This window comes from Streptomyces sp. NPDC048612, from assembly GCF_043199295.1.
GTDB lineage: Bacteria > Actinomycetota > Actinomycetes > Streptomycetales > Streptomycetaceae > Streptomyces.
The window spans coordinates 188,527-208,556 of record NZ_JBICVV010000013.1 but is presented as its reverse complement, the minus strand read 5'-3'; the positions used below and the strand labels follow the sequence as shown (position 1 = coordinate 208,556).

Sequence of the window (20,030 nt, the reverse complement as noted above, 5' to 3'; positions counted from 1 at the left end):
GGTGTGTGGACGTAAAGCGAAGCAGTCCACACACCAGGCCCCGGAGGCCCGTCACCGCACCCACAACGCACCCGCCCGCCGCAGGCGCAACGGCGAGCAACCCCCACGGCGGGAAAGCCGAAAACGTGGGAAACAAGCCCAGCGCAGCGGATTGTCAGTGGCCGCCGCTACCGTTCTCGTTGTGTCAGCGCGCCTCACCGACCCCGAGCAGCTCAAGGAGCTGCTCGGTATCCCGTTCACGCCGGAGCAGACGGAGTGCATCACCGCCCCGCCCGCCCCGCAGGTCATCGTGGCCGGAGCCGGCTCCGGCAAGACCACGGTCATGGCCGCCCGCGTGGTGTGGCTGGTCGGCACCGGCCAGGTCGCTCCCGAACAGGTCCTCGGGCTGACCTTCACGAACAAGGCCGCCGGCGAACTCGCCGAACGCGTCCGGGCCGCCCTCCTCGCCGCCGGCATCACCGACCCCGACGCCCTCCCGGCCGCCACCGGCGACCCCGGTCAGCCTGCCGGCGAACCCCGGATCTCCACCTACCACGCCTTCGCCGGCCAGCTCCTCAAGGACCACGGCCTGCGCATCGGCCTGGAACCCAGCGCCCGGCTCCTCGCCGACGCCACCCGCTTCCAGCTCGCCGCCCGCACCCTGCGCGCCGCCCCCGGCCCCTACCCGGCGCTCACCACCTCCCTGCCCTCCCTCGTGGAGGACCTCCTCGCCCTGGACGCCGAACTCGCCGAACACCTCGTGGACCCCGCCGCGCTCCACGCCTACGACAGTGACCTCCTCGCCGCCCTCGACGGCGTGAAACTCACCAACGCCGACCTGCGCAAAGCCCCCGAAACCGCCCGCGGCCGCCAGGAACTGCTAGACCTCGTCACCGCCTACCGGCACGAAAAACGCCGCCGCGACCTGCTCGACTTCGGCGACCAGATCGCCCACTCCGCGACCCTCGCCACCACCCGCCCCGAAGTCGGCCGCATCCTCCGCGACGAATTCCGCGTCGTCCTGCTCGACGAGTACCAGGACACCTCCGTCGCCCAGCGCCTGCTGCTCTCCGGCCTCTTCGGCGCCGGCGGCGACACCGTCACCGGGCACGCCGTCACCGCCGTCGGCGACCCCTGCCAGGCCATCTACGGCTGGCGCGGCGCCTCCGTGGCCAACCTCGACGACTTCCCCGACCACTTCCCCTTCCAGGACGGCACCCCCGCCCGCCGGTACGCCCTCAGCGAGAACCGCCGCAGCGGCGGCCGCCTCCTCGACCTCGCCAACGGCCTCGCCGCCCCGCTCCGGCAGATGCACCAAGGCGTCGAAGCCCTGCGCCCCGCCCCCGGCGCCGAGCGCGACGGCATCGTCCGCTGCGCCCTGCTGCCCACCCACGCCGAAGAACTCACCTGGCTCGCCGACTCCCTCGCCCACCTCGTCCGCACCGGCACCCCGCCCGGCGAGATCGCCGTGCTGTGCCGCACCGCCGGCGACTTCGCCCGCATCCAGGGCGAGCTGGTCGCCCGGGACATCCCCGTCGAGGTCGTCGGCCTCTCCGGGCTGCTGCACCTCCCCGAGATCGCCGACCTCGTCGCCGTCTGCGAAGTCCTCCAGGACCCCACGGCCAACGCCGCCCTGGTCCGCCTGCTGATCGGCCCCCGCTGGCGGATCGGCCCCCGCGACCTGGCACTCCTCGGCCGCCGCGCCCGCACCCTCGTCCACCACGGCGGCCCCTCCGACGACCCCGCACAGCGCCTCGCCGCGGCCGTCGAAGGCGTCGACCCCGCCGAGACCGTCTCCCTCGCCGACGCACTCGACACCTTCCTGGAGGCCGAGGGCCCCGACGACGGCCTCCCGTTCTCCCCCGAGGCCCGCGTCCGCTTCGCCTACCTCGCCACCGAACTCCGCGACCTGCGCCGCTCCCTCGGCGACCCCCTCATGGACGTCCTCCACCGGGTACTCGCCGCCACCGGCCTGGAAGTCGAACTGTCCGCGTCCCCGCACGCCCTCGCCGCCCGCCGCCGCGAAACCCTCGGCACCTTCCTCGACATCGCGGCCGGATTCGCCGCCAAACAGGGCGGTGAATCCCTCGACGGCGACGCCACCCTCCTCGCCTTCCTCGGCTTCCTGCGCACCGCCGTCCAGCACGAGAAGGGCCTCGACAGCTCCCTCCCCGGAGGGGACAACACCGTCAAGGTGCTCACCGCCCACAAGTCCAAGGGCCTGGAATGGGACGTCGTCGCCGTACCCGGCCTGGTCGGCAAGCAGTTCCCCAGCGAACAGGCCCGCGAGTCCTGGACCAGCCGCCCCAAGGTCCTCCCACACGCCCTGCGCGGCGACGCCGCGACCCTCCCCGACGTGGACGAATGGACCGCCCGCGGCCTCAAATCCTTCAAGGAGGCGATGAAGCACCACCAGGAAACCGAGGAACTCCGCCTCGGCTACGTCACCTTCACCCGCCCCCGCTCCCTGCTGCTCGGCTCCGGCCACTGGTGGGGCCCCCAGCAGAAGCGGCCGCGCGGCCCGTCCGTCTTCCTGGACGCCCTGCGCACGCACTGCGAAGCCGGACACGGCGAGATCGAGCACTGGGCCGAGGCCCCCGAGGACGGCGAGGAGAACCCCGCCCTCACCGAGGCCGCCACCGAACAGGCCTGGCCCCTGCCCCTCGACCCCACCGCCACCGCCCGCCGCCGCACCGCCGCCACCACCGTCCGCGCCCACCTGGAGCGCCGCACGTCCCAGGACCCGGCCGCCCCCGCCCCACCCACCCGGCCCGCCCACGACCCCGACTGGCCCCCGCCCCCGCCGGACGACACCTGGGAGACGGACCCGTACGACCTCGCGGAGGCCGACGCGCTCGCCCTCCTGGAGGGGGAGCCGTTCGAGGCGGCATCGCTGGAGGGTGAGGCGCTGCCGTATGACGACGGGCCGCTGTACGGCGTCCCAGAAGCCGATCCGTTCGACGCGGACCCGTTCGACGACCCCCCGGCGGACCGGTCAGGACCCCGCCCCCGCATCGTCGCCCAGCGCACCACCGAGCCCGAGCTCACCGACCGCACCGGCCCGGCCACCACGGTCCACCCGGCCGACGCAGGAAACCCCGACGACACCACCCCCCACACCCTCCTCCCCGAAGAGCGCCGCACCGTCGGCTCCTGGGACCGCGACCTGGACGCCCTCGCCGACGAGCTGCGCCGCTCCCGCGCGACCGTCCGTGACGTCCCCCTGCCGTCCGCGCTCAGCGCCACCCAGCTCCTCCGCCTCGCCGCCGACCCGGACGGCTTCGCCCGCGAACTCGCCCGCCCCATGCCGCGCCCGCCCCAGCCCGGCGCCCGCCGCGGCACCCGCTTCCACGCCTGGGTCGAATCCCGCTTCGAGGAACTCACCCTCCCGATGCTCGGCCCCGACGAACTCCCGGGCGCCGAACCGGGCGAGGACACCGAGATCGTCGACGAGCAGGACCTCGACACCCTCAAGGAAGCCTTCGCCCGTACCCCCTACGCCCACCGCACCCCCTACCGGGTCGAGGCCCCCTTCCAGCTGACCCTCGCGGGCCGGACGATCCGCGGCCGGATCGACGCCGTCTACAAGGAGCCCGGCCCCGACGGCGACCGCTTCGAGATCGTCGACTGGAAGACCGGCCCCGCCCACACCGCCGACCCCCTCCAGCTGGCCGTCTACCGCCTCGCCTGGGCCGAGCGGTACGGCCTGGAGCCGGCCGCCGTCGACGCCGTCTTCCTCCACGTCCGCAGCGGCGAGGTGGTCAGACCCGCCCGGCTCCCCGGCCGGGCCGGACTCGAACGCATCCTGCTCGGCGAGACCGCCGACCGTCCTCCCCCGGAAGGCCGATAGGCTCGGTCGTATGAGCACAACCCCGGACAGCGCCGTCCGCGCGTACCTCACCCTCCACCGCGAGGCCTTCCTCGCGGACCTCGCCGACTGGCTGCGCATCCCCTCGGTGTCCGCCGACCCCGAGCGCGCCGGCGACGTACGCCGCAGCGCCGCCTGGCTCGCCGCGAAGCTCACCGACACCGGCTTCCCGACCGCCGAGATCTGGGAGACCGACGGCCTGCCCGCCGTCTTCGCCGAATGGCCCTCCGGCGACCCGTCCGCGCCGACCGTGCTCGTCTACGGTCACCACGACGTCCAGCCCGCCGCCCGCGAGGACGGCTGGCACACCGACCCCTTCGAGCCGCAGACCGTCGACGGCAGGCTCTACGCCCGCGGCGCCGCCGACGACAAGGGCCAGGTCTTCTTCCACACCCTGGGCGTACGCGCCCACCTCGCCGCCACCGGCCGCACCGCCCCCGCCGTCAACCTCAAGCTGCTGATCGAGGGCGAGGAGGAGTCCGGCTCACCGAACTTCCCCGCCCTGATCGAGAAGCACGCCGACCGCCTCGCCTGCGACGCGGTGATCGTCTCCGACACCGGCATGTGGTCCAAGGACACCCCCACGGTCTGCACCGGCATGCGCGGCCTGACGGACTGCCAGATCGACCTCTACGGCCCCGACCAGGACATCCACTCCGGATCGTTCGGCGGTGCCGTCCCCAACCCCGCCACCGAAGCCGCCCGGCTCGCCGCCGGCCTGCACGACACCGACCGCCGCGTCACCGTCCCAGGCTTCTACGACGGCATGATCGAACTCACCGACCGCGAACGGGAACTCCTCGCCGAGCTCCCCTTCGACGAGGCGGAATGGCTGCGCACCGCGCACTCCCACGCCACCCTCGGCGAGGCCGGCAGCACGACCCTGGAGCGCATCTGGGCCCGCCCCACCGCCGAGGTCAACGGCATCGGCGGCGGCTACCAGGGCCCCGGCGGCAAGACCATCGTGCCCGCCACCGCACAGCTCAAGCTGTCCTTCCGGCTGGTCGCCGGCCAGAACGCGGACGCCGTGCAGCAGTCCGTACGCGACTGGGTCGCCGCGAGCCTCCCGGCCGGCATCCGCCACGAGATCACCTTCTGGGGCGCCACCCGCCCCTGCCTCACCCCGCTCGACCACCCCGCGCTCCAGTCCGTCGTCCGCGCCATGGGCCGGGCCTTCGGCCAGAAGATCCGCTTCACCCGCGAGGGCGGCTCCGGGCCGGCCGCCGACCTCCAGGACGTCCTCGGCGTCCCGGTCCTCTTCCTCGGCATCTCCATCCCGTCCGACGGCTGGCACGCACCGAACGAGAAGGTCGAACTCGACCTGCTGATGAAGGGCGTCGAGACCGCCGCCCACCTGTGGGGCGACCTGGCGGAGACCTGGCGCCCGGCCTGACCGCCCGCACCGCCGCACCGACCCGCGCCCGCACGCAGCAATCACCCACGCCACAGGGGGAGTTGGAAACAGCAGTGACCACCTGGACCGACCACAGCGCCGACCGGCCGATCACCTTCAGCGCGCCGAGCGGCATCGACCGCTCCGCCCATCACCGCCTCGACGAGGCATGGCTGGCGGCGGCCTGGAGCCACCCGACGACGCGGGTCTTCGTGGTGTCCGGCGGCCAGGCACTGATCGACGACACCCCCGACGGCCGCACCGAGCTGATCATGACGCCGTCCTTCGAGGCGCCACTCACCGAGGCCCACCGCTACTACCTCGGCACCGACGACGACGGCGTCAGTTACTTCGCCCTCCAGAAGGACTCGCTGCCCGGCCGCATGGACCAGTCCGCGCGCCCGGCGGGCCTGCGCGAGGCAGGCCTGCTGCTCTCCCCCCGCGACGCCGGCCTCCTCGTCCACGCCGTCGCCCTGGAAAACTGGCAGCGGCTGCACCGCTTCTGCTCACGCTGCGGCGAACGCACCGTCATCGCCGCCGCCGGCCACATCCGCCGCTGCCCGGCCTGCGGCGCCGAGCACTACCCGCGCACCGACCCAGCCGTGATCATGCTCGTCACGGATGAGGAGGACCGCGCCCTCCTCGGCCGCCAGGTGCACTGGCCCGAGGGCCGCTTCTCCACGCTCGCGGGCTTCGTCGAGCCGGGGGAGTCCATCGAGCAGTCGGTGGCCCGCGAGGTCTACGAGGAGGCCGGCGTCGTCGTCGGCGACGTCGAGTACATCGCCAGCCAGCCCTGGCCCTTCCCCTCCAGCCTCATGCTCGGCTTCATGGCGCGCGCCACCTCCTCCGAGATCCAGGTCGACGGCGAGGAGATCGAGGAGGCCCGCTGGTTCTCCCGCGAGGACCTGCGCGCCGCCTTCGAATCCGGCGAGGTCCTCCCGCCGTACGGCATCTCCATCGCCGCCCGCCTCATCGAACTCTGGTACGGGAAGCCGCTGCCTAAGCCGTGAGGGGGTGGCGCGGTCCGCCTGGGGGGCTCGCGGCGCTTGGCAACAGGGGGTGGCCGCGCCGCGCGCGCCTGGCTATGGCGCGTGGCTGCGCCTGGCTACGGGTGGTGGCCGTGCGCGCCATGCCGTGCTGCGCTGATGTCAGGACGGTGCGACGGGCGTGATGCCAGGGGTTTCACGACGTACCGCCGGAAGGCCCGGCGGCGGCGCGGCACGAAAGGGGCCGCCGGCCGGAACCCTTGGGCGGACCGGCCGACGGCCCTTCGAGCTGATCACGCGGACGCATCCGGAGCTCAGGCCCCGACCTTCTCCTTGACCTGCGCCAGGGACGGGTTGGTCAGCGTCGAACCATCGGGGAACAGCACGGTCGGCACCGTCTGGTTGCCGCCGTTCGCCTTCTCCACGAACGCCGCGGACTCCGGGTCGTGCTCGATGTTGATCTCGGTGTACGCGATGCCCTCGCGGTCCATCTGGCCCTTCAGCCGACGGCAGTAACCGCACCAGGTCGTGCTGTACATCGTCACAGTGCCCGCCATGCGCCCCGCGCTCCTTCGATAGGTCTTGATCCGGTACCACCGCATCCGTACCCGGCGCGGCCAAGCAACTCAACGCACGGCACCCCTCAGCCATTCCCGGCGCCTATGAGCGGCTGGTCACAGAGAGGGGGAGCGCCTCGCGCCGTTGCCGCTGAGCCTTGGGCCGCCTACCGGGGGGGACCCCGCCCCCCCCGCCCCCGCCCCTCCCCACCTCCCAACCCCCACCGACCAAAGCCACACCCCATCCGCCCAACCCCGCCGCCTCACCTCTTCCTCCCGCGGGCCGCCTCCCCGCGTCCTCCCGTCGGCGCCTCTTCCTCCTCCCCTCCCGCTGCCGCGCCCCTTGCGCTTCCGTTCGCTGAGCCCCATCACAGCACCCGCCGCGGCCGCGTGCGGGCCGTCGTCCACAGGAGACGGGATGCGTACGACCGGCTCCGGCGGCTGTGGACAGGCTTCCCGGGTGTCGCGGCGGACCTGGCAGCATGGCGGGGTGACAGCAGCAACGGACTCCTCTCTTTTCCCGCGGGTGCCGGACTCGGCCGACGGGGTGCTCGACGGGCTCGACCCCGAGCAGCGCGAGGTCGCGACGGCTCTGCAGGGTCCGGTGTGCGTGCTGGCCGGTGCGGGCACGGGCAAGACGCGCGCGATCACCCACCGGATCGCCTACGGGGTGCGGGCCGGGATTCTGCAGCCCGCGAGTGTGCTCGCCGTCACGTTCACGGCCCGCGCGGCCGGGGAGATGCGCGGCCGGCTGCGTCAGCTCGGCGCGGGCGGGGTCCAGGCGAGGACGTTCCACTCGGCGGCCCTGCGGCAGCTCCAGTTCTTCTGGCCGAAGGCCGTCGGGGGTGAGGTCCCGCGGCTCCTGGAGCGCAAGATCCAGCTTGTCGCCGAGGCCGCCGCCCGCTGCCGTATCCGGCTCGACCGCAACGAGCTGCGCGATGTCACGGCCGAGATCGAGTGGTCCAAGGTCACCCAGACCGTCCCGGCCGACTATCCGGCGGCGGTCGCCAAGGCCGGCCGTGAGGCCCCGCGCGACCCGGCCGAGATCGGGCAGATCTACGGCACGTACGAACAGCTCAAGCGCGACCGGGGCAGCATCGACTTCGAGGACGTCCTGCTGCTCACGGTCGGTGTGCTGCAGGACCGGCACGACATCGCCGAACAGGTCCGTGCGCAGTACCAGCACTTCGTCGTCGACGAGTACCAGGACGTCAGCCCGCTGCAGCAGCGGCTGCTGGAGCTGTGGCTGGGGGACCGCGACAACCTCTGCGTGGTGGGCGACGCCAGCCAGACGATCTACAGCTTCACCGGCGCCACCCCCGACCACCTCCTCAACTTCCGCACCCGCCACCCGAACGCCACGGTCGTCAGACTCGTCCGCGACTACCGCTCCAGCCCCCAGGTGGTGCACCTCGCCAACGGCCTGCTCTCCCAGGCCCGGGGGCACGCCGCCGAGCACCGCCTGGAGCTGGTCTCGCAGCGGGAAGCGGGCCCCGAGCCCGTGTACACGGAGTACGCCGACGAGCCCGCCGAGGCCGAGGGCACCGCCCGCCGGATTCGTGACCTGATCGCTTCCGGTGTGTCCGCCGGTGAGATCGCCGTCCTGTACCGCGTCAACGCCCAGTCCGAGATCTATGAGCAGGCGCTGGCCGACGTGGGTGTGCCGTATCTGCTGCGGGGCGCCGAGCGGTTCTTCGAGCGGCCGGAGGTACGCGAGGCCGGCGTCAAGCTGCGGGGCGCCGCCCGCTTCGGGTCCAACGACGCGCTGCTCGACGAGGCGATGGACCTGCCGTCCGAGGTACGGGCGGTGCTCAGCGACATGGGCTGGTCCAGCCGGCCCCCGGCCGGTTCCGGGGCGGTGCGCGACCGCTGGGAGTCCCTGGCGGCCCTGGTGCGGCTCGCCGAGGACTTCGCCGCGGCCCGGCCCGCTGCCACCCTCGCCGACCTCGTGGCCGAGCTGGACGAGCGCGCCAACGCCCAGCACGCCCCGACGGTCGAGGGCGTGACCCTCGCGTCCCTGCACGCCGCCAAGGGCCTGGAGTGGGACGCCGTCTTCCTGGTCGGTCTCACCGAAGGCATGATGCCGATCACCTACGCCAGGACCGACGAGCAGATAGAGGAGGAGCGCCGGCTGCTGTATGTCGGTGTCACCCGCGCCCGGCGGCACCTGGGGCTGTCCTGGTCGCTGGCGCGCTCTCCGGGCGGGCGGGCCTCCCGCCGCGCCAGCCGGTTCCTGAGCGGTCTGCGGCCGGGCTCCGGGGCGGTGGCGGGCCGCCGCACCCCGGGCACGGTCTCCGGTGGCGTCGAGCGCGGCGACGGGGCGGCCGCGGCGGGCCGTCGCTCCAGGCACCGCAGCCCGGCCCGCTGCCGGGTCTGCAACAGGACGCTCACCGACGCGGGCGAGATGAAGCTGATGCGGTGCGAGGACTGCCCCTCGGAGCTGGACGAGGCGCTCTACGAGCGGCTCTGCGAGTGGCGGGCCGAGCAGGCCGCGAGCTCCCGGCAGCCCGCGTACTGCGTCTTCACCGACAAGACACTGATGGCGATCGCCGAGGCCGTTCCGGGAACCGAATCGGAGCTTGCGGTCATCTCAGGAGTGGGGCGGCGGAAGTTCGACCGCTACGGCAGTGACGTGCTGGCAATCTGTGCCGGCGAGGAGCTCGCGGGGGTCGCGGAGGAGGGGCCCGGAGGCGCCGCGGAAAACTCGTCGGAAAAATAGTTTGCGCCCGCGGAGCACCGCCCCATAGCCTTCAGAAGCAACGGAGACAACGGATTCTTTCCGAGATCCGATGGGTCCGTGCTGTACTTGAACACCCTGGAACGGGATTTCCCGGTCCACCGAGACGCCGAGAGGAGGCGAGACCAGTGATCAGCATTATCGAGACGAACAAAATGACCGATCTCTCGGTCGTCGCCACCTGCACGCTCGGCTCCTCGCTCCCTGGCACCGGTCTGTCCGGCTTCGGCCGCCTGTCCGGTACCGAGGTCGCGCGCCCCGAGTCCCTCGCTGTGCTGACGCGCAGCGAGCGCACCGCGCGACCGACCGAGGCACCTCCGGCAGCAGCAGTGGCGGCAGCGGCGAATGCCTTTGCCTTCCTGGCGGCCAACGGTGCCGAATCCCGGAAGCAGTACCAGAAGCAGCATGAGATGTGGGCCTACCGCGGCCTCGAACCCTGGAGAGATCCAGCCTGATCGGCACGATCAGGTCGGCACCTTCCAGGGCCGCGGAACCCACACCGGGATCCGCGGCCCTTTTGTTTGCCCCAACGCCCGCCACCAGCGGCCGAACAGACGAGGAACACACCACCGTGCAACTCCAGACGCACACCCCGTCCGTCGCAACCGACCTGATCCCTCCGCCCGACCCCCAGGAGAACTCCTTGCTGCCCCTCACCGAGCTCGACGACGAGATCGACCGCCTCGGCGCTGCCGTTCCGTGCCGTACCTACGACCCGGAGGTCTTCTTCGCCGAGTCCCCGGCCGACGTCGAGTACGCCAAGACGCTGTGCCAGACCTGCCCGGTCCGCGAGGCCTGCCTCGCCGGTGCCAAAGACCGCCGCGAGCCGTGGGGCGTCTGGGGTGGCGAGCTCTTCGTCCAGGGCGTCGTCGTGCCCCGGAAGCGTCCGCGTGGCCGTCCGCGCAAGAACCCGGTCGCGGCATGAACACCCTCAGCACAGGAACGATCGACCGTCCCCTCACCCGGGACCCCCAGAAGCAGGACCACACGATGAACCCCACCTTCACCGACACACCCGTCCCCGTGAACACCGACGCGATCGGGTCGCGTCAGAACAGGAACCACGCCATGCAACTCATCCCAGAAGCCCTGGCGCGTGCTCATATGCACGAACGCCTCCGGCAGGCCGAGTCGGAGCGCAGGGCGCACCGGCTCGCCGCCGCGCGGCGTATGCAGCGCCGCGCCGAGCGCGCGTCGCTGCGTGCCCGGCGTGCGCTGGCCATGGCGGTGATGCAGTAACGGCGCCACACTGATGCCGTTCGCCACGGGGGCCGTCCGACAGGGCGGGCCCCGTGGTGCGTTGTGTCCCGATTCCTGCGGTTAGCGGGGATATCGTCGGACGGTGGACCAGAAGACGCATGAACAGGCGGAGTTGGCCGGGCGGAGCAGGGTGTGCGCCGGCTGTGGCGCGGTGGCCGAGGGCACCCCGCCGACCTGGACCTGCTCCGTCGAGAACGGTGAGCGCCGCTACTTCTGCGACAGCTGCGCGCGGGAGAACATCCGGGCCATCGAGGGGCGCCTGGATTCCAGCTGGTGGTGAGGCCCCTCCGCGCCGGGGGCCGGTGCGCCCGGGGCCGTCGCGTCCGCTCCGGCCGAGCGGACGCCGGCCGTGGCGGCGCGGCCTGACGGATAGGCTCAGGCACTGGACTCCTCGACGGCCTCCTTCCTGATGTCCGCGTCGACGACCGGGCCGAAATCGGCGAGCGCCGAGCCCGCCGGTTCCTCCTCCGGTACAAAACCGGGCAGCCATGCCTCCAGTTCGTCACGCAGCCGCACCGTCGCCCCCAGCTGGCACAGCACCCCGATCGTGCTCAAGGTCACACGGTGGATCAGGAGGTACGCGGGCGGCAGATTGAGCTGCTTGCCCAACTGGTGGGCGGGCGAGCGCGGGTCGCCGATCCGGGCCGCCTGCTGCCGCATCCAGCCCCGGGTGAAGGTGAACTGGTCCACCTGCGCGGGTTCGATGATCGGCAGCAGATACTCCAGCACCGCGTCCGGGTCCAGCTCGATGGACTCCTTCACGAAGCCCTCCTCGCACAGCAGCTGGTAGATGACGTCCGCCTCGCCGTCCAGCGTCATCCGCAGTGAGGTGCCGATCGTCGGCGGCAGTCCGTCGGGGAGGCGGTCGACGGTGCCGAAGTCCAGCACCCCCAGACGCCACTCCTCGACCGGGCCGTCCGGGAAGTCCCCGCCCAGTAGCCGGAAGTTGCCCGGATGCGGGTCGGCGTGCAGCAGGCCCGTACGGGCGGGGCCGGAGAAGAGGAAGCGTGCCAGCAGCTGGCCGGCCCGGTCCCGCTGCTCGTCGGTGCCGTCCGTGATCACTTCGGACAGCGGCACGCCCTCCATCCACTCCGTCACCAGCACCTGGTCGCACTGGTGGACCACGGCGGGCACCACCACATCCGGGTCGTCGGCGAACTCCTCGGCATGGGCCCGCTGGGCCTCCGCCTCAAGGGAGTAGTCCAGCTCCTCCGACACCCGGTCGCGCAGCTCGGTGATCAGCGGCTTGATGTCCATGCCCGGGATCAGCGGACCCAGCAGCCGGGCGAACCGGCTCAGCTGCGACAGATCGGACAGCAGCGCCTGGCCGGCGCCCGGATACTGCACCTTGACGGCCACCTCGCGGCCGTCGTGCCACACCGCCCGGTGCACCTGCCCGATCGAGGCGGCCGCGGCCGGCTTGTCCTCGAACTCCTCGAACAGTTCCTGCCAGTCCTCGCCGAGCTGCTCGGCCAGCACCGCGTGCACGGTGCTCGTCGGCATCGGCGGTGCCGCCTCCTGAAGCTTCGTCAGAGCGGCGCGGTACGGGCCGGCGATCTCTTCGGGCAGCGCCGACTCGAAGACGGACAGTGCCTGCCCGAACTTCATCGCCCCGCCCTTCAGTTCACCGAGCACCTTGAAGAGCTGTTCCGCGGTGCGCTGTTGCAGCTCGCGGCCGACGATCTCGGCGGATCTGCCGCCGATCCGCTTGCCCAGGCCCCAGGTGGCGCGGCCGGCGAACCCCAGTGGCAGCGCGGCCAGCTTGGCGGTGCGGGTGACCGCCTTGCGGGGAAGATCAGACATGCGCCCCTCCAACTCACACTGTCCCCCTACCGGGGTTACTCCGTCATTGTGGCGTGTTCCGGCCGGGGAGCCGAGGTGTCCGCCATACCCGGCGGAGCGGCAGCACCACAGCCGCAGTCCGGATGCGGCTCGATCCGCACCGTCCGCATCTCCGCACACGGCGCGGCCAGCTCCATCCGCGCTCCTGTGCACGGCGGGAGTTCGCCGTCGAGGAACGCCAGCGCCTGGACGGCGGCGACCCCCGCGACCATCGTTGCCAGCGCGGCATCGCAGGCCGGAACCGCGGGTGCGCCACGCCCCGACCGCCACTGCGCGAGCAGCCGCGGCCAGGCCGGCTCCGCGTCCGTACGGCGCAGCTCGTCGCAGCGGGCACAGGCCGAACCTCCGGGTAGCACCAATGGACCCACCACACCCGTGCCCTCGATCACCCCCGCGTAAAGATGCGGGATTCCGGCGGTGAGCAACGGTTCGGACAGCACGGGGTCGGGGGCGTACGCGCCGAGACCGTCCCGCGGAGCGAGCACCACCAGCGACAGCCCCGGTTCGCCCGATTCGTTCACCGGGACCCTCGGCCGCGGGGTGCGGCTCCAGGGGGAGGACTGCTGGACCAGCCGCTGCGCGGCGGCGCGCCGTCGTTCGCCGATCCGCTCGGCCGGCAGCCCGCCGGGCAGGACGTCCGACGGCTGGACCGTGCCGCCGTCGAACACCTCCACCCGGCCGATCCCCGAGGCCGAGAGCAGCGCCGCGATCGCGGCACCGACCCGCCCCGATCCCTTGACCCGGGCCCGGACCGCCCGGCGCGCGCCCATCCGCCCCAGGGCCCCCGCCGGTTCCGGATGCCGCACCGAGAGGGACGCCAGGTCGGGCCGCAGCTGCTCGAAGGCGGCGTGGTCCGTGCGTACGGCCTCGGCCGCCGGGCCGCCCGCGGTGGGGGCCTCCAACAGTCCGGCGGCGCCGAGTCGCTCCACGACGCCCCGCACATGCTCGGGCGGGAGGTCCAGTAACGCGGCCTCCTCGACCAGTTGCCGCATGGTGCGGGTGCCGTCGAGCAGTGAGAGGAAGCTCCCGGTCGCCGTGTCGACCGGGCCCACCACCATCGCGTGCGCCGGGGCCACCCCGAACCGCACCGTTTCCCGGTCCCGCCATCCGCGCCGCAGCGCGGGCTTGAGCATCGGATGCATCTCCGCCCCCTGTCGTTCGTCGTCCGGCCCTCAGCATGCGCCCCGCGGCGGATCGGCGCGGAAGTTATCCACAGGCGGTGGGCAATGGTCGTACAAGCGGTGCACGCCATGGAGTGGTTCGATGGCGAACCGACCGCGGGGCGGGACTTCCCGCCGCGCCAGCGGGTAACGTCGGGCGCGTGCCCGCCGACCCTTCCGCCCACGGCTCAGGGGAAACCCCGCTGCGCCGCGCCGCTGACACCTCGCGCGGGGCCGTCCCCGGCCCCGAGGCCCGCGGACCGGGCACCAGCGCCGTCGAGGTGCGCCGCAGTTCACGACGGCGCCGCACGGTCTCCGCGTACCGCGAGGGCGACCGCACGGTGGTCCTGATTCCGGCCCGTATGTCCGAGGCGGAGGAACGGCGCTGGGTCACCGTCATGCTGGACAAGCTCGCCGCCCAGGAGAGCAAGCGGATACTGGGCGACGGCGAGCTGGCCGAGCGCGCCGAGCGGCTGTCCGGCCAGTACCTGGACGGCCGGGCCCGCCCCGCCTCGGTGCGCTGGGTGACCAACCAGAACACCCGCTGGGGCTCGTGCACCCCGGCCGAGGGCAGCATCCGCCTCTCGCACCGCCTCCAGGGCATGCCGGAGTACGTCATCGACTACGTCCTGCTGCACGAACTCGCCCATCTGCTGGTGCCCGGCCACGGCCCCCGGTTCTGGCGCCTGCTGGAGACGTATCCCCGTACGGAACGGGCCCGCGGCTACCTCGAAGGGGTGGGCGCGCCCGACCGGCTGCCCCAGTTGCCGGTCGCCCGCGGCGAATGAGGGCGCGGCCGGACGAATCCGCCGCGCCCCGGCATCGCCCGCTGTCGGCGCCAGCGGTTAGCCTGGCGGCTCAGGAGAACTCACAGCCGGAGCGGGGGACGGGCGTTACGTATGGCCAGGGAATTCCAGCGGGGCCACAAGGCCAAGATCAGTGATCTGACGGCGGGAACGGATCTGTACGTCGGTGTGCAGATCGCCGGACCCGGCCTGACCTTCGACATCAGCTGCTTCGGCCTGGACGCCGACGAGCGGCTCTCCGACGACCGGTACTTCGTCTTCTTCAACCAGCCCACGTCGCCCGAGGAGTCGGTCCAGCTGCTCGGCGCGCAGGCCGGCGACAGCGAGTCGTTCCGGGTCACCCTCGACAAGATCCCGCCGCACATCCAGAAGCTGTCGTTCACCGCCGCGCTCGACGGCGCCGGCCAGGTCTCGCAGATCGGCCCCGGCTACCTCCGGATCGTGGCCGGCGGCAAAGAGGTCGCCCGCTACTCCTTCACCGGCAGCGAGTTCAGCACCGAACGCGCCGTGATGCTCGGCGACTTCTACCTCAAGGACGTCTGGCGGTTCGCCGCCGTCGGCCAGGGCTTCGACGGCGGCCTCGAGGCGCTGCTGAAGAACTTCGGCGGAGAGGTCGCCGAAGAGGCCGAGGCGCCGTCCGCCCCGGCCCAGGACGTGCCCGGCTTCGCCCCGCCCTCCGGGCCGGCCGCCCCCGCACCCGCCTTCGGGGTGCCCGCCGCGGCCCCCGCCCCGCAGCCCGCCCCGGAATTCGGCCCGCCCCAGGGCCGGCCGCAGAGCCCGTCCCAGGGGGTGCCGCAGGAAACGCCCCCGGCCGCACCACAGCCCCCGCAGCCCACCGAGCCGCAGGTCCACAACGCGCCCACCCTCGCCGCGCCGATGGCCCCGCCGGCCGGCCCGGTCCCGCCGCCCGGTGTGCCCGCCCAGCAGCCGCCCGCCCCGTACGGTCAGCCGGCGCCCGGACAGGACGCGTACGGCCCGCCGCAGCCCGCACCCGGCGGCTACCCCGGCCAGCAGGCCCCGCAGGCACCGCCCTACGGACAGCCCGTGCCGCCGCCCGGCGGATACGGTCCCCCGCAGTCCCAGCCCGCCCCCTACGGCCAGCCGGGCCAGCAGCCCCCTGGCGCCCCGTACGGCGGCGGCCAGATGCCGGCCGTGCCCCAGGGAGACGGCCCCGGCCTCGGCGTCGTACTGGACAAGTACAAGGAATCGCCCACCGGCCAGCGCTGGACGCCGCAGAACGAGAAGCTGATCCGCGTCGACCTCGGCGTCGACGGCCAGCCGGTGCTCGCCCGCCAGGGCAGCATGGTGCTCTACCAGGGCAAGGTCGACTTCGGCTACAAGGGCGCCGGCTTCCGCGGCCGGATCGTCGGCAACGCCACCGGCCAGGAGATGCAGCTGATGCGCTGCACCGGCCAGGGCCAGGTCTTCTTCGCGGAGAACAGCGCCCATGTCCACCCCATCGAGCTGCAGGGCGACGCCATCTGTGTGTCCGCCGAAGCCGTCCTCGCCTTCGACGAGTCGCTGCAGCACGAGGTCCGCCGCGTCGAGGGCCACGGCATCCCCGGCGGCGCCCTGTTCACCATGCAGTTCCAGGGGACCGGCACCCTCGTCGTCAAGACCCAGGGCACCCCGGTCGTCCTGCCGGTCACCCCGACCACCTTCGCCGACGCCAACGCCATCGTGGCCTGGTCCGCCGCCTCGCAGGTGATCATCTCCAGCCAGGTGAGCGTGCGCCGGCACGCCTACCCGGGCCACTCCGGCGAGACCGTGAACCTCCAGTTCCGCGGTGCACCCGGCAACTTCATCGTCGTCCAGCCCTACGAGGTCTGAGGGAGCCCGCACTCATGAACCAGCAGCAGCTGTCGGGCTACGTCCCGACCCCGCCCGCCGCCCGCATGGAGAACCACGGCAACGCCATGGTGAAGATCGCCCTGCAGAGCGGCCAGGACGTCTTCGCACGCACCGGCTCGATGGTCGCCTACGAAGGCTTCGTCCAGTACGAGCCGAACCCACCCGCCGTCCGACAGATGGCCTCCCAGTGGCTCACCGGCGAAGGCGCGCCCCTGATGAAGTGCTCCGGCGACGGCCTGCTCTACCTTGCCGACTACGGCGCCGACGTCGTCTGCATCAACCTCAACGGCGACGCGCTCTCCGTCAACGGCACCAACCTCCTCGCCCTCGACGCCCACCTCCAGTGGGGCGTGCAGCGCGTCAAGGGCATGGCGAAGTTCGCCGGTCAGGGACTCTTCAACGTCCAGATCTCGGGCACCGGCTGGGTCGCCCTGACCTCCCGGGGCACCCCCCTCGTCGTCGACTGCGGCCGCGGCGAGGACGAGACCTATGTCGACCCGGACGCCCTGGTCGCCTGGTCGACCAACCTGAAGATGAAGGGCAAGCGCAGCTTCAAGGCGTCCTCGATGATCGGGCGCGGCAGCGGCGAGGCATACCAACTGGGCTTCTCCGGCCAGGGGTTCGTCGTCGTCCAGCCCAGCGAGGACAGCACCGACCGGCTCCGGGCCCGGGGCTGAGGGGGAGGACCGAACACGCCATGCAGAGTCCGCTTTTCGCCTTCACCGAGGCACAGACCCAGGACCGCTACGCCCTGCAGAACAGCCAGCTGCTGCGCGTCGCCCTCCAGGGCCACGAGGACGTCCTCGCCCGTAAGGGCACGATGGTCGCCTACCAGGGGATGCTCGAATTCGACGGCAACTACCAGACGCCGGGCCAGCACCGGACCCGCGCGTACTCCGGTGAGGGCCTCGACCTGATGCGCGTCTCCGGGCAGGGCACCGTCTACCTGGCCAACCTCGGCCAGTATGTCCATGTCGTCGACGTCGACCACGACGGTCTGACCATCGACAGCAGCTACGTCCTGGCGCTGGACTCCGGCCTCCACTGGGACGTCGTCTCCGTCGACAGCCAGTACGGCATCTCCGGCACCGGCAAGTACCAGCTCAACATCTCCGGACGGGGCAAGGTCGCCCTGATGACCTCCGGCCAGCCCTTGATGCTCCAGGTCACGCCCGAGAAGTACGTCAACGCCGACGCCGACGCGGTGGTCGCCTGGTCCGCCTCGCTGCGCGTCCAGATGCAGGCGCAGACGCACTCCTCGGGAGTGTTCCGCCGGCGCGGCAACACCGGAGAGGGCTGGGAGCTGAGCTTCCTCGGGCAGGGGTACGTCCTCGTCCAGCCCAGCGAGCTGCTGCCGCCGCAGAACGCCGCCATCGGCTCCGGTGTGGCCGCCCAGTTCGGCGTGGGCCAGCACGGCGCCCGGGGACAGAACCAGGGCAACATCTTCACCAACTGAGCCCGCCGGCCCACCGGCCCACCGCAGAAGCGCTTCCGGCGCCCGCCCCGGGAAGGGACGGGCGCCGAAAGCGCGGCCGCTGCCGTCTAGAGCAGCGCGCGGGTGCGCTCCATCAGGCGCAGCACCGACCCGTCGGCGACGCCGGGCACCTCGTCGTAGGCGAACCACCGCAGGTCCAGCGACTCGTCGCTGATCTCCGCCACCGCGTCCGCGGGCGCAAGCGCCGCATACTGCACGTCCAAATGCCAGGCGCAGGGCGTGTGATGACGGTCCAGCCGCACCGGGCCGCCGGGCAGCAGCGTCAGCCCCTGGGCGATCCCGGACTCCTCACGTGCCTCACGCAGCGCCGCATCGGCCAGCGAGGCATCCTCCGGCTCGCAGTGGCCGCCCATCTGCAGCCACATCTTCAGCTTGCGGTGCAGCGTGAGCAGCACCCGCCCGCCGGCCGGATCGATCACCAGCGCACTGGCCGTGACATGCCTGTCCTTGCAAGGCTTCCACATGCCGTCCTCATGGGCGGCGAGGTGATCCAGATACGTCAGCCGCAGCTGTTCCTGTTCGGGGGACGGCGCGGGCCACTCCTTGAGCACCCGCGCCGCGTCCTCGTGCAGACTCACTTGTCGCCGTCACCCCTGCTCCCGCCGGGGGTCTCGTCCGGGCCGTCGCCCTCCCGGGCGGGCTTGTCCAGGTCCGGCTTCCCGCCGCTCGCGGCCTCGCCGAGCATCTTGTCGAGCTCGGAGAAGTCCGGCTGCTCGTGGTGCACGAACCCGTCCGGGTCGTCCAGGTCGGCCGCCGTCGGCAGCATGTCCGGGTGCTCCCACAGGCCGTCGCGGCCCTCCAGGCCCCGGGCGTCCGTCAGCGACGCCCACAGCCGCGAGGCGTCCCGCAGCCGCCGCGGACGCAGCTGCAGACCGATCAGCGTCGAGAACGTCTGCTCGGCCGGGCCACCGCTCGCCCGGCGCCGCCGCAGCGTCTCACGGAGCTTGTCGGACGACGGCAGATGCGGCTTGGCGGCGGCGTGCACCACCGCGTCCACCCAGCCCTCGACGAGCGCCAGCGCGGTCTCCAGCCGGGCCAGCGCCGCCTTCTGCTCCGGGGTGTCCTCGGGCTGGAACATGCCCTGCTGAAGGGCGTTCTGCAGCTCCTCGGGGTGCTGCGGGTCGATCTGGCCGACCACGTCCTCCAGCTTGGTCGTGTCGACCTTGATGCCCCGCGCATAGCCCTCGACGGCACCGAAGAGATGCGAGCGCAGCCACGGCACATGGGCAAAGAGCCGCTGGTGGGCGGCCTCACGCAGGGCCAGATACAGCCGCACTTCCTCTTCCGGGACGCCCAGGCCCTCGCCGAAGGCGGCGATGTTCCCCGGCAGCAGCGCGGCCTTGCCGGCCGGGCCGAGCGGCAGTCCGATGTCCGTCGAACCGACGACCTCGCCGGCCAGTACGCCCAGCGCCTGGCCGATCTGGGTGCCGAACATCGCGCCGCCCATGGAGCGCATCATCCCGAGCAGCGGGCCCGCCATGGCCTGCATCTCCCCGGGCAGGACGTCGCCCATGGCCGCCCCGACGCGCTCGGCGAGCGGATTGACCAGGTCCTTCCACACCGGGAGGGTCTCCTCGACCCACTCGGCGCGGCTCCAGGCCACCACCGAGCCGGAGCCCGACGGCAGCGACGTCACACCGTCCAGCCACAGGTCGGCCAGCCGCACGGCCTCCTCGACCGCGCTGCGCTCACCCGGCGACAGGCTCGCGTCCTTGCTGCCGTCCTCGGCGCCCTGCGCGACCGTCTGCCGCGCGATGTCCTTGGCCATGTCCCAGTTCACCGGCCCGCCCTCGTAGGAGAGCATCTGGCCGAGCTTCTGGAAGGCGGCTCCCAGGTCGCCAGGGTTCATCTCGCCACCGGGGCCGCCCATGCCGCCGAAGAGCGCCGCGAACGGATTGTCCGCGCCGCCGCTCCCGCCGCCGAACCCGAAGGGGTCCGCGGGGCCCTGGCTACCTCCCTGGCCGCCCTTCTTCTTGCCGTTGTCGCCGTCCTCCGGCTCCTCCGGCGGAAGGCCGAATCCAAATGGGGTGTCACTCACGGGTTTCCTCGGCTCGTAGGGCCGCCGGTCAGGTGACCGACGGCGGCTGCCCGACATC

Annotated in this window: 17 protein-coding genes; 12 read left to right on the top strand and 5 right to left on the bottom strand. The window is 72.5% G+C overall.

Annotated elements, in window-relative coordinates:
• The first annotated feature begins 181 nt into the window (after nucleotides 1–181).
• The 3 genes from ACGFN2_RS21570 to nudC all read left to right on the top strand — a co-directional run bounded on the left by ACGFN2_RS21570 (nucleotide 182) and on the right by nudC (nucleotide 6,250).
• On the top strand, nucleotides 182–3,829 hold the full coding sequence (locus ACGFN2_RS21570) for a UvrD-helicase domain-containing protein (RefSeq protein ID WP_393362726.1): 3,648 nt from the start codon (nucleotides 182–184) through the stop codon (nucleotides 3,827–3,829).
• 10 nt (nucleotides 3,830–3,839) lie between these two features.
• Nucleotides 3,840–5,240, top strand: a complete 1,401-nt coding sequence (locus ACGFN2_RS21565) for a dipeptidase (RefSeq protein ID WP_393362723.1) — start codon at nucleotides 3,840–3,842, stop codon at nucleotides 5,238–5,240.
• 74 nt (nucleotides 5,241–5,314) lie between these two features.
• A complete protein-coding gene (gene nudC, locus ACGFN2_RS21560; RefSeq protein WP_393362720.1) occupies nucleotides 5,315–6,250 on the top strand; it encodes an NAD(+) diphosphatase in 936 nt (311 codons plus the stop codon).
• 290 nt (nucleotides 6,251–6,540) lie between these two features.
• Here the strand turns inward: nudC and ACGFN2_RS21555 are convergent, their stop codons facing one another.
• Nucleotides 6,541–6,783: a mycoredoxin gene (locus tag ACGFN2_RS21555; protein ID WP_362604760.1), complete on the bottom strand. Its 243-nt coding sequence runs from the start codon at nucleotides 6,781–6,783 to the stop codon at nucleotides 6,541–6,543.
• A gap of 418 nt (nucleotides 6,784–7,201) precedes the next feature.
• On the opposite strand from ACGFN2_RS21555, the gene ACGFN2_RS21550 reads away from it, so the two are divergent.
• From ACGFN2_RS21550 to ACGFN2_RS21530, 5 genes are all read left to right on the top strand, one after another.
• Nucleotides 7,202–9,502 (top strand): ATP-dependent DNA helicase UvrD2, encoded by a 2,301-nt coding sequence (locus ACGFN2_RS21550; RefSeq protein WP_393362717.1) that lies wholly within the window; start codon nucleotides 7,202–7,204, stop codon nucleotides 9,500–9,502.
• Between the two features lie 146 nt (nucleotides 9,503–9,648).
• Nucleotides 9,649–9,975, top strand: a complete 327-nt coding sequence (locus ACGFN2_RS21545) for a hypothetical protein (protein ID WP_393362714.1) — start codon at nucleotides 9,649–9,651, stop codon at nucleotides 9,973–9,975.
• A gap of 116 nt (nucleotides 9,976–10,091) precedes the next feature.
• The gene (locus tag ACGFN2_RS21540; RefSeq protein ID WP_026169602.1) at nucleotides 10,092–10,445 is read left to right on the top strand and encodes a WhiB family transcriptional regulator; all 354 of its coding nucleotides are present in this window, start codon (nucleotides 10,092–10,094) and stop codon (nucleotides 10,443–10,445) included.
• Nucleotides 10,442–10,759 (top strand): hypothetical protein, encoded by a 318-nt coding sequence (locus ACGFN2_RS21535; RefSeq protein WP_362604754.1) that lies wholly within the window; start codon nucleotides 10,442–10,444, stop codon nucleotides 10,757–10,759. Before ACGFN2_RS21540 ends, ACGFN2_RS21535 begins: the two co-directional genes overlap by 4 nt.
• Nucleotides 10,760–10,862: 103 nt before the next feature.
• Nucleotides 10,863–11,060 carry a hypothetical protein gene (locus ACGFN2_RS21530; protein ID WP_393362712.1) on the top strand — a complete coding sequence of 66 codons (198 nt, stop codon included), beginning with the start codon at nucleotides 10,863–10,865 and terminating at the stop codon, nucleotides 11,058–11,060.
• Nucleotides 11,061–11,155: 95 nt separating this feature from the next.
• Here ACGFN2_RS21530 and ACGFN2_RS21525 read toward each other — a convergent pair whose 3' ends face one another.
• Nucleotides 11,156–12,583, bottom strand: a complete 1,428-nt coding sequence (locus ACGFN2_RS21525; protein WP_393362709.1) for an ABC1 kinase family protein — start codon at nucleotides 12,581–12,583, stop codon at nucleotides 11,156–11,158.
• 35 nt (nucleotides 12,584–12,618) lie between these two features.
• The gene (locus tag ACGFN2_RS21520; RefSeq protein ID WP_362604796.1) at nucleotides 12,619–13,755 is read right to left on the bottom strand and encodes a ThiF family adenylyltransferase; all 1,137 of its coding nucleotides are present in this window, start codon (nucleotides 13,753–13,755) and stop codon (nucleotides 12,619–12,621) included.
• Between the two features lie 188 nt (nucleotides 13,756–13,943).
• Between ACGFN2_RS21520 and ACGFN2_RS21515 the strand changes: the two genes are divergently transcribed.
• From ACGFN2_RS21515 to ACGFN2_RS21500, 4 genes are all read left to right on the top strand, one after another.
• The gene (locus tag ACGFN2_RS21515) at nucleotides 13,944–14,570 is read left to right on the top strand and encodes a M48 family metallopeptidase (RefSeq protein WP_393362706.1); all 627 of its coding nucleotides are present in this window, start codon (nucleotides 13,944–13,946) and stop codon (nucleotides 14,568–14,570) included.
• A gap of 111 nt (nucleotides 14,571–14,681) precedes the next feature.
• Nucleotides 14,682–16,418 (top strand): TerD family protein, encoded by a 1,737-nt coding sequence (locus tag ACGFN2_RS21510; protein ID WP_393362704.1) that lies wholly within the window; start codon nucleotides 14,682–14,684, stop codon nucleotides 16,416–16,418.
• A gap of 14 nt (nucleotides 16,419–16,432) precedes the next feature.
• On the top strand, nucleotides 16,433–17,116 hold the full coding sequence (locus ACGFN2_RS21505) for an AIM24 family protein (protein WP_362604745.1): 684 nt from the start codon (nucleotides 16,433–16,435) through the stop codon (nucleotides 17,114–17,116).
• A gap of 20 nt (nucleotides 17,117–17,136) precedes the next feature.
• Nucleotides 17,137–17,895: an AIM24 family protein gene (locus tag ACGFN2_RS21500; RefSeq protein WP_362604743.1), complete on the top strand. Its 759-nt coding sequence runs from the start codon at nucleotides 17,137–17,139 to the stop codon at nucleotides 17,893–17,895.
• An 86-nt stretch (nucleotides 17,896–17,981) separates the two neighbouring features.
• On the opposite strand, the gene ACGFN2_RS21495 is transcribed toward ACGFN2_RS21500, so the two are convergent.
• Nucleotides 17,982–18,512, bottom strand: coding sequence for an NUDIX hydrolase (locus ACGFN2_RS21495; RefSeq protein ID WP_393362701.1), 531 nt, complete (start codon nucleotides 18,510–18,512; stop codon nucleotides 17,982–17,984).
• Nucleotides 18,509–19,972, bottom strand: coding sequence for a zinc-dependent metalloprotease (locus tag ACGFN2_RS21490; protein ID WP_362604739.1), 1,464 nt, complete (start codon nucleotides 19,970–19,972; stop codon nucleotides 18,509–18,511). The genes ACGFN2_RS21495 and ACGFN2_RS21490 overlap by 4 nt, the downstream gene beginning before the upstream one ends.
• Nucleotides 19,973–20,030 lie beyond the last annotated feature (58 nt).

Bases quoted from the DNA above. Each gene is read 5' to 3' on its own strand.
- ACGFN2_RS21565 (WP_393362723.1), top strand. From the start codon at position 3,840: ATGAGCACAACCCCGGACAGCGCCGTCCGCGCGTACCTCACCCTCCAC.
- ACGFN2_RS21555 (WP_362604760.1), bottom strand. From the start codon at position 6,783: ATGGCGGGCACTGTGACGATGTACAGCACGACCTGGTGCGGTTACTGC.
- ACGFN2_RS21550 (WP_393362717.1), top strand. From the start codon at position 7,202: ATGCGTACGACCGGCTCCGGCGGCTGTGGACAGGCTTCCCGGGTGTCG.
- ACGFN2_RS21535 (WP_362604754.1), top strand. From the start codon at position 10,442: ATGAACACCCTCAGCACAGGAACGATCGACCGTCCCCTCACCCGGGAC.
- ACGFN2_RS21525 (WP_393362709.1), bottom strand. From the start codon at position 12,583: ATGTCTGATCTTCCCCGCAAGGCGGTCACCCGCACCGCCAAGCTGGCC.
- ACGFN2_RS21520 (WP_362604796.1), bottom strand. From the start codon at position 13,755: ATGCTCAAGCCCGCGCTGCGGCGCGGATGGCGGGACCGGGAAACGGTG.
- ACGFN2_RS21510 (WP_393362704.1), top strand. From the start codon at position 14,682: ATGGCCAGGGAATTCCAGCGGGGCCACAAGGCCAAGATCAGTGATCTG.
- ACGFN2_RS21505 (WP_362604745.1), top strand. From the start codon at position 16,433: ATGAACCAGCAGCAGCTGTCGGGCTACGTCCCGACCCCGCCCGCCGCC.
- ACGFN2_RS21500 (WP_362604743.1), top strand. From the start codon at position 17,137: ATGCAGAGTCCGCTTTTCGCCTTCACCGAGGCACAGACCCAGGACCGC.